Annotated in this window: 13 protein-coding genes; 4 read left to right on the plus strand and 9 right to left on the minus strand. The window is 64.4% G+C overall.

Annotated elements, in window-relative coordinates; genetic code table 11:
* Positions 1–40: 40 nt before the first annotated feature.
* The 6 genes from AC5RT4_RS10210 to dinB all read right to left on the minus strand — a co-directional run bounded on the left by AC5RT4_RS10210 (position 41) and on the right by dinB (position 6,364).
* Positions 41–1,843, minus strand: a complete 1,803-nt coding sequence (locus tag AC5RT4_RS10210; protein WP_494105637.1) for a peptidoglycan D,D-transpeptidase FtsI family protein — start codon at positions 1,841–1,843, stop codon at positions 41–43.
* A 49-nt stretch (positions 1,844–1,892) separates the two neighbouring features.
* A complete protein-coding gene (ftsL, locus tag AC5RT4_RS10215; protein ID WP_494039422.1) occupies positions 1,893–2,603 on the minus strand; it encodes a cell division protein FtsL in 711 nt (236 codons plus the stop codon).
* On the minus strand, positions 2,603–3,592 hold the full coding sequence (rsmH, locus tag AC5RT4_RS10220; RefSeq protein WP_494039421.1) for a 16S rRNA (cytosine(1402)-N(4))-methyltransferase RsmH: 990 nt from the start codon (positions 3,590–3,592) through the stop codon (positions 2,603–2,605). The genes ftsL and rsmH overlap by 1 nt, the downstream gene beginning before the upstream one ends.
* A gap of 166 nt (positions 3,593–3,758) precedes the next feature.
* Positions 3,759–4,187, minus strand: coding sequence for a division/cell wall cluster transcriptional repressor MraZ (gene mraZ, locus AC5RT4_RS10225; RefSeq protein ID WP_018763545.1), 429 nt, complete (start codon positions 4,185–4,187; stop codon positions 3,759–3,761).
* A gap of 370 nt (positions 4,188–4,557) precedes the next feature.
* Complete coding sequence (locus tag AC5RT4_RS10230) at positions 4,558–4,932, minus strand: SCO2097 family morphological protein (RefSeq protein WP_494039420.1); 375 nt, start codon at positions 4,930–4,932, stop codon at positions 4,558–4,560.
* 274 nt (positions 4,933–5,206) lie between these two features.
* Positions 5,207–6,364, minus strand: coding sequence for a DNA polymerase IV (gene dinB / locus AC5RT4_RS10235; protein WP_494105666.1), 1,158 nt, complete (start codon positions 6,362–6,364; stop codon positions 5,207–5,209).
* Positions 6,365–6,504: 140 nt separating this feature from the next.
* Between dinB and AC5RT4_RS10240 the strand changes: the two genes are divergently transcribed.
* The gene (locus AC5RT4_RS10240) at positions 6,505–7,032 is read left to right on the plus strand and encodes a hypothetical protein (RefSeq protein WP_494040120.1); all 528 of its coding nucleotides are present in this window, start codon (positions 6,505–6,507) and stop codon (positions 7,030–7,032) included.
* Complete coding sequence (locus tag AC5RT4_RS10245) at positions 7,029–8,123, plus strand: polyprenyl synthetase family protein (RefSeq protein ID WP_494039419.1); 1,095 nt, start codon at positions 7,029–7,031, stop codon at positions 8,121–8,123. The genes AC5RT4_RS10240 and AC5RT4_RS10245 overlap by 4 nt, the downstream gene beginning before the upstream one ends.
* A 24-nt stretch (positions 8,124–8,147) precedes the next feature.
* Here the strand turns inward: AC5RT4_RS10245 and AC5RT4_RS10250 are convergent, their stop codons facing one another.
* Positions 8,148–8,501 carry an Rv2175c family DNA-binding protein gene (locus AC5RT4_RS10250; protein ID WP_494105638.1) on the minus strand — a complete coding sequence of 118 codons (354 nt, stop codon included), beginning with the start codon at positions 8,499–8,501 and terminating at the stop codon, positions 8,148–8,150.
* A 241-nt stretch (positions 8,502–8,742) separates the two neighbouring features.
* Here AC5RT4_RS10250 and AC5RT4_RS10255 point away from each other — a divergent pair, with 241 nt between their 5' ends.
* Both AC5RT4_RS10255 and AC5RT4_RS10260 read left to right on the plus strand, forming a co-directional pair.
* Complete coding sequence (locus AC5RT4_RS10255; RefSeq protein ID WP_494039417.1) at positions 8,743–10,131, plus strand: lytic transglycosylase; 1,389 nt, start codon at positions 8,743–8,745, stop codon at positions 10,129–10,131.
* A 104-nt stretch (positions 10,132–10,235) separates the two neighbouring features.
* A complete protein-coding gene (locus AC5RT4_RS10260) occupies positions 10,236–12,347 on the plus strand; it encodes a Stk1 family PASTA domain-containing Ser/Thr kinase (RefSeq protein WP_494105639.1) in 2,112 nt (703 codons plus the stop codon).
* 88 nt (positions 12,348–12,435) lie between these two features.
* Here the strand turns inward: AC5RT4_RS10260 and AC5RT4_RS10265 are convergent, their stop codons facing one another.
* Both AC5RT4_RS10265 and AC5RT4_RS10270 read right to left on the minus strand, forming a co-directional pair.
* Positions 12,436–13,827: a class II 3-deoxy-7-phosphoheptulonate synthase gene (locus AC5RT4_RS10265; RefSeq protein ID WP_494039415.1), complete on the minus strand. Its 1,392-nt coding sequence runs from the start codon at positions 13,825–13,827 to the stop codon at positions 12,436–12,438.
* Positions 13,828–13,947: 120 nt separating this feature from the next.
* Positions 13,948–14,796, minus strand: a complete 849-nt coding sequence (locus AC5RT4_RS10270) for a lysophospholipid acyltransferase family protein (protein WP_494040119.1) — start codon at positions 14,794–14,796, stop codon at positions 13,948–13,950.
* Positions 14,797–14,902 lie beyond the last annotated feature (106 nt).

The raw sequence follows: 14,902 nt of genomic DNA on the forward strand, positions 1-14,902 counted from the left end.
GATGAACCGGTGGTGCTGCTGGTTGGCTGTTGCGGGGGTGCTACTTGGCGAACTGGGGAAGCCTGGCCGGTTCGCCGGTGGACGGCTGGACATTGTAGGTCCGCAGCGCCTGGCTCATGACGGACCGGAAGACCGGCCCGTTGGTAATCCCGTAGATGCTGCCCTTGGGCCGCTGGAGTACCACCTCCACAATAAACCGCGGATCATCCATTGGTGCCATGCCCACCATGGAGGCGGTGTAGCCGCAGAACCCGGACTTGCCGTCGTCGCAGGGGGATTCAGAGGTGCCCGTCTTTGCGCCCACGCGGTAGCCGTCGATGGCAGCGTCCTTGATTTGGCCCTCCGTCACGGCGCTTTCCAGTATGTCCCGGACCTGCTGGGCCGTGTTCTCCGAGACGACCTGCCGCGACGGTGCGGCGGGCACCTTTTCCTCGCTTCCGTCCGGGGAGACGTGGGCGTCGATCAGCCTTGGCTGGAGCATCACGCCGTCGTTGGCGATGGATTGGAATGCCCGTACCGTCTGGAGGGTGGACTGGGACACGCCCTGCCCGAACAGCACGGTGTATTCCTGGCGCCCGTCCCACTGCTGCCAGGGCGTGAGGATGCCGGAGGCCGTGGCAGGAAGCCCGATGTCCGGCGCCTCGCCGATGCCGAACCTCTTCAGCCAGTCGTACCGCTGCTCCTTGCTGAGGCGCTGGCCGGCCATGACAGTGCCGGTGTTCATCGAGTAGCCCAGGATGCCCGCGAGGGTGCGCTCCTCGGTTCCGTGGGCGAAGGAGTCGCTGAAGGTTTGGCCGTCCACGGTGTAAGTGGGCCCCAGGGTGAATGAGTCGAGCGGCTTGGCCTTTCCCTCTTCAATGAGGGCTGCCGCGGTCATCATCTTTTCAACAGAGCCGGGCTCGTATGCAGCCGTGACTGCGCGGACACCGCGATCCTTGGCGGCCACCCGGCCGGGGTCGTTGGGGTCGGGGGAATTGGTGTCGGCCATCGCCACCAGGTCCCCGGTCTTGGCGTCCATCACGATGATGACGCCCCACTCTGCGTCGAGCTTGTCCGACTGGCTTTGAATGGCCTGCTGCGCAAAATACTGCAGGTCCGAGTTGAGCGTGAGCTTGATGTCCTTACCGTCCTGCGGCGCTGTGAGCTCATCCACTCCCACGGGGATGCGCAGGCCGTCGGCGCCGATTTCAAAAAGGCGTTCGCCGTCAGCGCCCTTCAGCAGTTCGTCCTGGGTCTGTTCTATGCCGGCCTGGCCAGTAGCGCCGTCGGCCAGGAACCCGATGATGCCACCGGCGACGGAACCGTTGGGATAAACCCGCTTACTGACGCCTTCGGTGACGATGCCGGGGATCTGGAGCTGGGAGATCCGGTCCTCAATGTCCGGCTTTACGTCCTTGGCAACGATGTAATAGGGCTGCCCGCCGGTGACGGCGTCCCGGACAGCGTCCTTTTCCATGCCCAGCGCGGCGGCGAGCTCGGTGAGGCCCTGGTCACGGCTGACATCCACCAGCTTCTCTTTGCCGTCCACCGTGTCCAGGCGCTTGAAGGTTTCGGTTTTGGTGTTGACGCGCTGGTCCACCACCACGTTGTAGCGGATCACGCTGTTGGCCAGCACGGTTCCCCGGGAGTCCAGGATGCTGCCTCTCTCGGCAGGCAGGACGGTCCGCTTCATCCGGCTGTTCAGTGCTGCTTCGGCCATTCCACCGACGTCCAGCCCCTGGACCAGGAAGAGCTTGCCGCCCACCACCAGCAGGAGTGTCAGCATTATTCCCAGTCCCAGCCGGAGCCGCTTTTTGGCGCTGGGTACCTTGCCGCTGCTTGCTTTGCCGGTCCTCTGCGCCACCGTGATATTTCCTTGCTGCTCGACCTTGTTGCCTGTCAGACCTGCCGCGTTACTGTCCGGGGACCTTCTGCTCGGGTGCCGGTACTGACCCTCCGTGGAGCTCTGCCGGCGGCAGGGCCGGCGCCGACGACGGTGTCTGGGCAGGCGCGGACGACGGCGATGCCTGGCCAGGCGTGGCGCCGGCGGCGGGCTTGGCGTCTGTGGGGGCGGAAGCAGCCGCAGGTGCCTGGGCGGGCTTCCGGGCTTCCAGCGGATCCTGCTTGCTTGGCGGCGGAACCACGGTTACCTGGCCTGCGACAGCAGGCGCCGGGATAACGGCGCCGGCAGCACCGTCCTTCACAGCCGGCGTGGCCTTGCCGGTGACGGTGAGGGTGGACAGGTCAATCTGGCCTTTGACGGTGGAAGGAACCATGCCCAGCTTCGTCGCCTGCGCTGCAAGGTTTTGGGGTGCTTCGAAGTTCTGGACCTGCTGGGTGAGGTCCTGGTTCTGCTTGGTCAGGGTGCTCTGCCGGGCGCGCAGTTCCACCAATTGGTACTGCGCCGTGGATACGGAAATGTTCAGGACAAGAACAGCGATCAGGGCCACGGCAAGCATGGCGAAGCAGAGCACCACGAAGGGGGCGCGGCGTTTGCGGGGAACGGTCCGGACTACGGACAGCGGGGTGCGGTTCCGGCGGGGACCGGCCGGCGAACCCGCAGGAAGCTGCTTGGCCGCCGAACCGGAAACGACGGGAAAGTTCTTGACGGCAGCGGTGCTCACTAAGCTCTCCTGGTTCGGATACGTTCCACCGCGCGCAGCCTTGCTGAGGCAGCGCGGGGGTTTTCGGCGATTTCGACGGCGGTTGGCACCTCGGTGCCTTTGGTCAGGGTCTTCAGTTCGGGTTTGTGCTCTTCCAGCTCCACGGGAAAGCCGAGGGGAGCGGAGGATTTGGATCGGGCCTGGAAAACTCCCTTGACGATCTTGTCCTCCAGGGAGTGATAGGACATGACCACTATTCGGCCGCCCAGGGCCGTGGCGTCAACGGCCGCGGGGACCGCCCGCTCCAGCACGTCAAGCTCCTCGTTGACTTCGATCCGCAGGGCCTGGAACGTCCGTTTGGCAGGATGGCCGCCGGACTTTGCCGCTCCGGCCGGGACGACTGCGCGGATCTGTTCCACGAGCTCGCCGGTAGTGGTGAAAGGTCGGGAGGCCCGGGAGGCAACGATCCTGTTTGCTATGCGTCCGGCGAACTTCTCCTCGCCCCATTTCCGGATGATCCGGACGAGTTCCTCTTCGCTGTAGTTGTTGACGACGTCGGCCGCAGTCTGTCCGCGGCTGGTATCCATCCGCATGTCCAGGGGTGCGTCGAATGAATACGCAAAACCCCGTTCGCGCTCATCCAGCTGGAGGGAGGAAACGCCCAGGTCCATGAGGATGCCGTGTACTTCGGTCACGCCAAGGTCAGCGATGACTTCTTCGATTTCGTCATAGACCGCGTGGACCAGGTCTGTCCGCGCCTGGAACGGAGCCAACCGCTCCCCTGCCAGGGCAAGGGCTTCTTCATCGCGGTCGATGCCGATCAGGTGGAGGTCCGGGAACCGCTGCAGCATGGCTTCGGAGTGGCCCCCCATGCCCAGCGTCGCGTCGATGGCCACCGGGGTTTCGCCGCGGCTCCTCGCCGCTTCAAAACCCGGCGCCAACAAATTGATGCACCGGTCGCGAAGGACCGGCACATGGCGTTCAGACGTTGGCTTCTGTTGATCGTGCATGCCCCGTCCTCTCTCGCCGTCGCTGTCACTGGTATGGTTCTTGGCCCAGATCCCCATCCGCGCCTATCGTCGTGCCCGCCTGGCTCCGGGGAAGTGAGCCAGGTTGGCCAGCCGATGGGCCGGCTGGAGATCTCAGCCAAGACATCTGCCCGCGGTCCTGTTCCGGTCAGAGAATGCCCGGAATGGGATCATCGGTTTCGGAGAAGGCGGTTTCCTTCTCCGCGAGGTATTCATTCCAGGCCTGGGCGTCCCAGATCTCGGCGCGGGTTCCGGCGCCGATGACGGCCAGTTCCCTCCCGAGCCCTGCGTACTCCCGGAGCGCCGGCGGAATAGTCACGCGCCCCTGCTTGTCAGGTACCTCGTCCGAGGCTCCAGAAAGAAAGACGCGGATGTAGTCCCGCGCCTGTTTTGAGGAGATTGGTGCCTCCCGCATTTGCTCGTGAACCCGGGCAAATTCCTTCTCGCTGAAGACGTAGATGCAACGCTCCTGGCCTCTGGTGAGTACCAGTCCGCTGGCAAGTTCCTCGCGGAACTTCGCGGGGAGAATGATCCGGCCCTTCTCATCCAGACGTGGCGAATGCGTGCCCAGAAACACTGGCCCACCGCCTGTCCGATGTCAGGAACTGCACATCCCCTATGTTGCAACCACCCTCTTATGTCCTCCACATTACTCCACTTTCCACCACAGTCAACGTGAAAAGCGCGGGGAAGCGCTCAATTCCTGGGAAAGGCACCCCTAAACACGCGGAATTGCGTTGGTGGTGGGAAGTGGAGGACTTTCGGCAATTCCCGCAGTGCGGACGCGCAAGGCGCCTGTGCCCCCAACGTATCCGCGGACATCGCGAAAGATGGAGGCCGCTTAAATGCGAAAAGACCCGCCGAAGCGGGTCTTTTTGGCAATAACCCCACGTTGTGGAGCAAAGTGGTGCGTACTGCGCTTTTGGTGTCAGCGGACGCCGTAGCCTTTAGGGCTCTCCCCGGCGCCTCTCGTCCCAGCGCTCCTCAAGGTTGCTCATGAAGGAACTCCGTTGCTTGCCGCCCTTACCGGTGCCGGGCTTGGCGGTTTTCGTTGCTGACGAATTGCTGCGCATCGTGGCGAAATAGACGCCGCCGCCCATAACAACAAATCCCAGGACACCGACAAAAATGTTTTGGAGGGTGACTCCCACAAGCAGCAGGAAGACGCCGGCCAGCGCGCACAGGACGCCAATCACGACGTGTCTGGTAGACCACGAACGCCCGGGGTCCGATCCCATGGAATTCGCGAACTTTGGATCATCCTCGTGAAGCTGCTTCTCCAGCTGCTCAAGCAGCTTCTGTTCGTGCTCCGACAGCGGCATCACGACCTCCTTTGTAGGCCAACGTCCGGGCTGATCCCAGCCATTTCTTCTGTTCGGATAACGTCTGGTATGCCCTGGTGGTTCCCGTACCCGCCTGCTGTAGCGGTAAACGGCAACCCGGGCATGCAAACGGTGAGCGGAAGCATGACCAGGAGAGCCAGGCAGTAAGTCCAGTCACTCCAAAACTTCGTATCTATAAGGATAGTTTGTTCAGGGCCGTTCTGAAAGACGGCAATGACTTTCCCGGCAGCCGCCAAACGGCTTATTTGCAGGCTTATTCGGAACCGCTGCCGGGCTCAAGCAGCCGGGCAGGAAGGACCGATTTTCCACCGAATTTGCGGGCTACCTGGTCTACGGCCTGCTCCGCGGCGCGCCAGTTTTCGTCCCTGCGGTCGATACTCAGCTGCAGCGAGGTCCGCGCGGCCTCTTCAAGCTGCTCAGCCCGCACTCCCACCAGCCTGACAGTCATGGGCCTGTCCACGGAGTCCAGGAGCTGAAGCGCCACGGCATAGATGAGCTGCGCGCTGTCCACGGGAGTCTGGACGGTACGGCTGCGGGTGATGGTGGAGAAGTCCGCGAACCTCAGCTTCAAGGCGACGGTCCGGGCCACCATCCCCGAACTGCGCAACCGCTCCGCCGTACGGTGCGAAAGCCGCAGCAGTTCCCGGTGGAGGAGGGCGTCGTTGGCGGTGTCCACAGCAAAGGTTTCTTCCGCGCCGATGCTCTTTTCGACACGGACGGGTGTGACGGGACGCGGGTCCAATCCCCAAGCGAGTTGGTGGACATGAACCCCGCCCGCGCCAAGCATCTTCTTGAGGGACGAGACCGGCGTGGCTGCCAGGTCTGCGACCGTTTTGATGCCCATCCTCGCCAGGACGTCGGTGGTCTTCGCGCCAACCCCCCACAATGCGCCGACGGGCAGACTGTGGAGATACGGAACCGTCTCGTCAGGTCCGATCAGGAGCAACCCGTCCGGTTTGCAGCGGGTGGAGGCAATTTTTGCCACAAACTTTGTCTCAGCAACCCCCACCGAGGCGGTAATGCCGAGCTCCGCAGCCACCCTGCGCCGAATCAGTTCTCCGATGGTCCGGGGCGGACCCAGCCTGCGTATCGCACCGCTGACGTCCAGGAACGCCTCGTCCACGCTGAGCGGCTCCACAAGTTCGGTGACGGACTCGAAGATCGTCATCAGCTGGGCGGAAACCTCGTAATACTCCTTGTGCCGGGGCTCGATGACTACCGCCTGGGGGCACATGCGCATGGCCACTGCCATTGGCATCGCGGATTTGACGCCGAAGGCCCTGGCTTCGTAGGACGCGGAGAGGACTACTGAGCGCTCCGCCGGATAACCCACGATGACCGGCCTGCCACGCAGTTCGGGCCGCGTGCGCAGTTCCACGGAGACGAAAAAAGCATCCATATCCACGTGCATGATGCAGTTGCGCCTCCGGGGCAGGAGGCCTGCTCCGGCCGGCTCGATCGTCCCAACAGGTGCCACGGCTGCAATCCTATCGCCTTGTACTGACTAAACTGGTGGCTGAATCCGGCATCTACACCAGGAGGAATGTCCCTGTGACGGTCATTGGAAAACCTAAGCCAGCAGCCCTGGCCGCTTTTGCTGCCGGTGCAGCCTTGGCGCTCGCTGCCTGCAGCCCAACGCCCTCAGGAACACCGGACCCCACAGCCTCCGCCTCTGCACCGGAAACGGTGCAGTCCACTGTGACAGCTGCGGCCAGCCCCTCCGCCTCGCCCAACACCTCCGCTACCGTAGGGGCCGTCGTCGAAGGTTTCCCCCAGCAGCTCCTGCCGCTCATGCCGGGCGCGGGCGTGGTGTCCAGCAGCTTCGACAAGGCATCGACGCCGGCCACCGCAGCCTTGGTTGCCACCATCACTTCGCCCACTGCGGCCGTCCTGGACTTTTACACCAAAGAACTTGAGGCGCGCGGGTTCAAGGCAGTGCCGGGCGAGGCCGTGGGGGCGGTAGCTTCCAAGGACTTTGTCCGCGGAGACAGTGAGACCGTCAACATCTCCGCCGTGGAGGCCGGCGGCGTTGTCACCTTCACCATCGGTGCCAACGTGGCAGCTGAGTCAGCCAAGTGACGGCAACTGAGCAGATAAGGGATGAACAGGCCGCCTTCGTAGCGGCGGTCGCCGGTGAGCTGACCGACTTCCTCACATCCCGGCAATCCATCATGTCCGCCATCTCCCCTGACATCGAACCCCTCACGGGTTCCATCTCCAACCTGGTGACCGGGGGGAAACGGCTCCGGGCGCTGATGTGCTACTGGGGTTGGCGGGCCGCCGGCGGTGAACCGTCCGCCCGGCAGATCGTGACAGCCGGTGCCGCGCTGGAGCTGTTCCAGGCTGCCGCGCTAATCCACGATGACATCATCGACCGCTCGGACACCAGGCGGGGCGGACCCAGCGTCCACCGCCGGTTCAGCCAACTCCACGGAACCCAAGGCTGGGCCCTGGACAGCGAGCGGTTTGGGCAGGCAGCTGCAATCCTCACCGGCGACCTCTGCCTCTCGTTCAGCGAAGAAGCGTTTACGGACATCGGCGAGCGGGCTGCTGCCGGCAGCCGAGCCCGGCTGATCTTCAACCTCATGCGCGCAGAGGTCATGGCCGGCCAGTACCTGGACATCCTGGAGGAAGTAGCCGGACCCGTGCGGGACCGGGCGGGAGCCGTCAGCAGGGCCCAGTCCATCATCAGGTTCAAGTCGGCCAAGTATTCAACCGAGCACCCGCTCGCGCTGGGCGGCGCACTCGCCGGTGCTTCCAACGAACTTCTCCGCGGGTACTCTGCATTCGCGTTGCCCCTTGGCGAAGCCTTCCAGCTTCGTGACGACGTGCTGGGTGTCTTCGGCGATCCGCTCACCACCGGCAAGCCGGCCGGAGACGACCTGCGCGAAGGCAAGCGGACCGTGCTGGTAGCGCTTGCCCTGGACCAGGCATCGGAGTCCGAATCGGCGTATATCGACGCACGCCTGGGCAGCCCCGACCTCACGGAGGAGGACATTTTCGAAATCCGGCGGATCATCGAAGAATCGGGGGCTTTGCAGGCCACCGAAGTCCTCATCAACGAATTCGGCGCGGCAGCCTACGATGCTCTCGAGGCACTTCCCCTGGACCAACTGCCGAAAACCGCCCTGCAGAGGCTGGCCGAAGCAACCGTCAGCCGCGCCTCCTGATTCGATCGGCGGAAAAGCCGGCACCTACCAGGCCAAAGTCTGGGCCCTGCGCCTGATTTCTGTTTTCCTGCCCTCCCGCAAGGCGTCAATGGGACGTCCGCGCAGTGACTCATCAGGCGTGAACAGCCAGATGATGAGGTCCTCGTCCGAGTAACCTGCGTCCGCCAGCACAACAATGGTGCCTTTAAGGCTGTCCACCACCTGGCCGTCCTGAATGAATTCAGCCGGGACCGAACGGATTTTCCGTTCTCCCACCCGCAAAGCCGCCAAAGCATGCTCGTCAATAAGGCTGTGGACTTTGGTAATCGAGACATCCAACAATTGGGCGACGTCGGGCAGGGGCAACCATTCGCCCACGAGGTTTTCTACATTACTCACGGATCAAGGTTGCCACGGTGGATACCGTCGCGCCTAGTCGGTTCATCGCTTGCCCGCAGCTGACCTGCGGACACTCCACAAAGTCCTGCTTACGGCAAATGCCGAAATTCTTGTGCTACGGACAAATTCGTGAGAGATTCACATAGATCACATTCGTAACAGGAATAACACCTGTAACAGTAGTATCGGAATGACAGCGGCATCCCCGCCCGCGCCCGCAGTTGAGAAGAGGATTCTTTCCATGACGATGTCCCGCTCGCCCAAGCAGCCCCCAAAACCGAGCCTGCCCACAATCGCTGCCACTACGGCAGCGCTGCCTGCGGTCGTATTGTCATCCCTGGCCCTCGCCCAGCCCGCTGCCGCGGAGCCGCCCGCCCGCGTTGTTCCGGCCACCCTCGCCGCGGCCATGAAGGCCCAGGCAGCGCAGGCGGCACAGGCGACGGCGGCCGTCATCCCGGCGTCGTCCGTCTCCACCACCATCCCCTCGGCCTTCAAGCCGGCCCAGCCCTCCGTGCCGGCCGAGTACACCATCGCCCGGGGTGACACCATCAGCGCTGTCGCCGGCAGGTTCGGGCTGAACACGGGCGACATCCTGAAGCTCAACAACCTGCAGGCGAACACACTTATCTACCCGGGACAGAAGATCAAGCTTTCCGGTACCCCGGCGCCCGCAGCTCCCGCTCCGGCCCCTGCACCGGCTGCCGCACCGTCGACGGCCAGCGGCGGTGCCAGTTACACCGTGAAGCCGGGCGACACGCTGGGGGCCATCGCCGCCAAGCACAAGGTAAGCCTGTCGGACGTCTTTTCGTGGAACAACCTCAACATGCGCTCCATCATCTACCCGGGGCAAAAGATCAAGGTTGGCGGCGGCGGCTCCGCTCCCGCACCGGCGGCCCCCGCTCCTGCACCGGCGGCACCTGCCCCGGCTCTGGCAAACACCTCGGCTGCTGCCCCGGCATCCGGCTCGTACACCGTCAAGGCCGGTGACACGCTTTCTGCCATTGCCTCCCGCCACGGTGTCAAGCTTTCGGACCTCCTCTCCGCGAACCAGATGAACCTGCGTACGGTGATTTACCCGGGCAACAAGCTGGCCATCCCGGGGGCCGGCCAGCAGGCACCCCAGCCACCAGCCTCTGTTACGCCCCTCGTGCCCAGTTCCTTCCTTGGCTTTACCTACCCCGCCGCCGTGGTGAGCTCAGCGAACGAAAACAAGGCACTCCTGAACGCTTCGCCGGTGCCGTCACGCGATCAGATGCGCGGCATTGTCGCGAACACGGCGCGGGCCATGGGCGTGGAGCCGTCTCTCGCCCTCGCTTTCGCCCACCAGGAGTCCGGCTTCGACCAGCGTGCGGTATCCCCTGCGAATGCCATCGGAACCATGCAGGTCATCCCCAGCTCGGGCCAGTGGGCATCGGACCTGGTGGGCCGGAAGCTGAACCTTTTGGATCCCTACGACAATGCGACGGCAGGTGTGGCGATCATCCGCCAGCTCCTCGCCACCAGCAAGGACAGGGATTCAGCCATCGCCGGCTACTACCAGGGGCAGTATTCGGTGAGCAAATACGGCATGTACGAGGACACCAAGGCCTACGTCGCCGCCATTAAGGCACACCAGAAGAACTTCGGCTAGCAACCCCGGCTGCTCCCGCAACGCGGGGGCGGCCAGCGGAAGGCGGCACGGGTCCGGACCGATATCGGTTCGGACCCGTTTCATTGCTGGATTACGATCGTAGGGTGCAGGAACACGTGTCAGACCCTCTGGTAGGAACCCTGGTGGACAACCGGTACGCCGTCAGGTCCAGGCTGGCGCGGGGCGGCATGTCCACCGTTTATGTGGCCACCGACCAGCGGCTGGAACGGGACGTGGCCCTGAAGGTACTGCACCCCCACCTCTCCGCGGACGAAAACTTCCTTGACAGGCTCAGCCGGGAAGCCAAGGCCGCAGCCAGGCTTTCCCACCCGCACGTCGTGGGAGTTCTGGACCAAGGCACCGACGCCAACACCGCGTATCTGGTGATGGAGTACATCAAGGGTCATACGCTGCGGGACGTCCTCAAGGCCAAGGGCGCGCTTCCGCCCCGGCTCGCGCTGGCGCTCATTGATCCGGTGGTGGAAGGCCTGGGCGCCGCCCACGCAGCCGGGTTCATCCACCGGGACGTGAAACCTGAAAACGTCCTGATAGCCGAAGACGGCAGGATCAAGATCGGGGATTTTGGCCTGGCCCGGGCAGTCACCACCTCCACCAGCACCGGAACGCTGCTCGGAACGGTGGCCTACCTCTCCCCCGAACTCGTTCTCGGCAAACCCGCCGATGCCCGGAGCGATGTGTACTCCACGGGCATCATGCTCTACGAGATGCTCACGGGCCAGCAGCCGTTTACGGGCGAGGGCCCCATTCAGGTGGCCTATCAGCACGTCAACGGGACGGTGGGTCCACCCTCGGCACTGGTGCCGGGCCTGGCGGCCGAAGTGGATGAACTCGTTCAGTGGTGTACTGCCAACGATCCGGAGAACCGTCCCATCGACGGCAACGCCCTGTTACAGGAGCTGCGCCATATCAGGACCAACCTCAGTGACCGCGAACTGGACCTGCAGCCGCCTGGCGCCCTGGCTGCAGGCAGCCCGGGTCCCGCCGGGAACCACAACCACACCGAAGTTATAGCCCGTACCAACAATCCAACGAGCGTTATGCCCTTTGGCCGGCCGTCGTTACCGCCGTACCGCCCGTTGCAGCAAGTGGAGGAGCAGGGGCCGGGCCAGGTCACCGGTCAGGCAGCCAGCTCTCCTGCTCCCGGTCTTCGGCATGAACTCACTCCCCCTGGGACGGACGATGACGCACCATGGGCGGCGGCGCCTGCGGCGATCAGTAAGCGGGCCCAGCGCAAGGCTGATAAGGAAGAGGAAAAAGCCCGCGCACGGGCTGCGGCCACTCCGGCACGCAACCTGCGCGAGGGCAGCCCGCGCCGGCGGGGGGTCTTGTGGGTGGTTGTCCTGCTCATCGCCGCGCTGCTGGCAACAGGAGCAGGCTGGTTCTTCGGCATGGGGCCCGGTTCGGCTGCGGCCATTCCTGCCGTGGCGAACAAGACGGTGGCACAGGCCCAGGAACTCCTCAGCCAGGCGGGGTTCCGGTCCACCACCAGGGACGTTTTCGACGACGCCGTGCCGAGCGGGCTGGTGGTGGGCACCGAACCCCCGGCCGGGTCGGAAATCCGGAAGTTCCAGCCTGTTTCGGTCTTTGTCTCGAAGGGCCCGCAACTGTTTCCTCTGCCCGGGCTGACCGGGGCAACCATCGAGGAAGCAAAAACCGGGTTGAACAGTGCCGGGATGGCATTGGGAACGGTCACGGAGCAGTTTGACGAGGCTGCGCCGGCGGGAGTTGTCCTGTCCCAGGATCCGGCCGCCGGTACCCCGCTACGGCACGGCACTCCGGTCAACCTGGTGGTGTCCAAAGGTCCGGAGCCAATCCCGGTACCCAACGTTGTGGGCCTGGACGAGGATGATGCCAAGGACGCCATCGAGGCGGCCGGCCTGGAGGCGGAGGTAGCGCGGGAAGAGGTCTTCGACAGGAATATCCCGGAGGGCGCCGTTGTGAGCCAGTCTCCGGCAAACGGCACCCTCACCCGGGGCGGGACGGTGACCCTGACCATCTCAAAGGGACCGAGAATGGTGGAGGTGCCCAGCTACATCGGCCGGCAGGCGGCTGAAGCGAAGCGTGCCCTCGAAAGCCTGGGCTTCCAGGTTCAGGTAGATAATATCCTGGGCGGCTTCTTTGGCACTGTGCGGGACCAGGACCCCGTGGATACCGAAGTACCCGAAGGATCAGTCATCACACTGACTGTGGTGTAGGCGGATCCGCTCCGCCCACACCCGTCGTGCCGGTTCCCGATCGTGCCAGTCAGGACAAGCGCCTGCGCGCTTCAGGGATGGGCCCGGCTCAGCGCTTGGCCAGTGCCCCAGCCACCAGGAAGGCCATCTCCAGCGACTGCATGTGGTTCAGCCGCGGATCACATACTGACTCATAACGGTCCAGGAAGGCGTCCTGGTCGATGGGGTCCGCGCCGCCGAGGCACTCCGCGACGTCGTCGCCGGTCATTTCCACATGCAGGCCGCCAGGGACGGTCCCCAGGGCGTGGTGCACTTCGAAGAAGCCGCGTACTTCGTCAATGACGTCGTCGAAATTGCGGGTCTTGTACCCGTTGGGGGACGTAACCGTGTTCCCGTGCATGGGATCGGTGACCCAGAGCACCTGTGCGCCTGAGGCCGTGACCTTCTCGACGACGGCGGGCAGTTTCTCCCGGATGTTCCCGGCGCCCATGCGGGTGATGAAGGTCAGGCGGCCGGGCTCGCGCTCCGGGTCCAGCTTGTCGATCAGGCGGAGGGCGTCGTCGCCGGTGGTGGACGGGCCCAGCTTGACGCCGATGGGGTTCCGCACGCGGGACAGGAAGTCGACGTGTGCGTGGTCCAGTTCGCGGGTCCGTTCCCCGATCCAAAGGAAGTGCGCGGACGTGTCGTAGGGGAACCCGGTGCGGGAGTCGATGCGGGTGAGGGCACGCTCGTAGTCCAGGAGGAGAGCCTCGTGGCTGGCGAAGAACTCGACGCGCTTGAGCGCCTCGAAGTCCGCTCCGCAGGAATCCATGAACATGATGGCACGGTCGATGTCCCGCGCCAGGGACTCGTAGCGTGCGTGGGCCGGGTTCTCGGTGAAACCCTTGTTCCACTGGTGTACGGAGCGCAGGTCCGCGAATCCGCCCTGGGTGAAGGCGCGGATGAGGTTAAGCGTGGAGGCGGAGGTGTGGTAGGCGCGGAGCATGCGGGCGGCGTCGTGGCCGCGGGATTCCGGGGTGAAGTCGTAGCCGTTGACAATGTCGCCGCGGTAGGCGGGAAGTGTAACGCCGTCGCGGGTCTCATCGTTGGACGAACGGGGCTTGGCGAACTGGCCCGCCATGCGGCCCATCTTGATGACGGGCATTGCGGCGCCGTACGTCAGGACCACTGCCATCTGCAGGATGGTCTTGACCCTCGCGCTGATTTTGTCCGCTGTGGCGGCTTCGAACGTTTCGGCGCAGTCGCCGCCCTGGAGCAGGAATGCCTTGCCCTGGGCAGCAGCGGCCAGCCGCTCGCGGAGCACGTCCACCTCGCCGGCGAACACCAGCGGAGGAAGCACGGACAGTTCCTTGACGGAGGCATCGAAAACGTCCCGGTCCTGCCAGCTGGGCTGCTGGGAGATGGGAAGGTCCCGCCAGTCGTCGAGTCCGGGATAGTTGGCCGCGCCGCTCTGTGCGGTGCTGGACAGCGAAAAGGCAGGTTTTGCAGATAGCTCAGTCACCCTCTAAGACTAACGGTCCCGCAGGTGCTCCGAACACCGCCGCGTCACGCATCCCAGGCCCGGCGTCATAGACACCACCGGCCGCGGAGGGGTGCCGGCCGCGGCCCCTGGCAGAAGGGCTCAGGCGCTGGCGGCAGCTCCGCCGTCGTCCTGCTGTTTCTCGCTGCCGGCGCCCGGCTGCCCGGCCTCGGCACTTGGACCGGCCGCGTCAGCATCGAAGCTGCCGCGGGCACTTTCGATGGGCGCCGGCGCGGCGGGGGGTGCTGCGGCAGCGACCGGGTCCAACGGCTTGCCGGCGAGCCGGAGCTTCACCACCGCCGCGTATTCATCCACGTATTCCTGTCCGGAGAGACGCATCAGCTCGAACATGATCTCGTCCGTAACCTGCCGCTGGATCAGCCGGTCCCCAGCCTGGTCGTGATACCTGCTGAAATCCAGCGGTTCACCAAAAATCATGCCGATCCGGCGGATGTTCGGCAGGCGTTTGCCGATGGGCTGGACCTTGTCCGTTCCAATCATTGCCACTGGAACCACCGGCACGCCCGCCTTGAGCGCAAGCCTGGCCACGCCCACCTTGCCCCGGTACAGCCGCGAATCAGGGCTGCGGGTGCCCTCCGGGTAGATACCGAGCAGCCCGCCATGCGAGAGGACGTCCATTCCGGCGCTCAGCGACGCCTCCGACGCCGCGCCGCCGGACCGGTCCATGGGGAGCTGGTTGGTGAGGCGGAAGAACATTGCCGTCAGCCTCCCCTTAACCCCCGTGCCGGTGAAGTACTCCGACTTGGCCAGGAACACCACGGGGCGGCGGACCATCAGCGGCATAAAGATCGAGTCGGAAAAGGAGAGGTGGTTGGACGCGATAATCGCCGGACCATCGGCCGGAATGTTATCCAGGCCCTTTACCCAGGGGCGGAAAAGCAGCTTCAGGACCGGACCCAGAAAGATCCTTTTCATCACCCAATAGAACACGTGCAAAACCTCTCCGAAAGGCAGCCGCCAAGCCCCGCGTCGGGCCTGACCGGCAGTTCAGTGCAACCATACTCTAGTGAGATTTGCCCGGAACAGTGACACGATG

It is taken from the genome of Arthrobacter sp. sptzw42 (assembly GCF_059089685.1).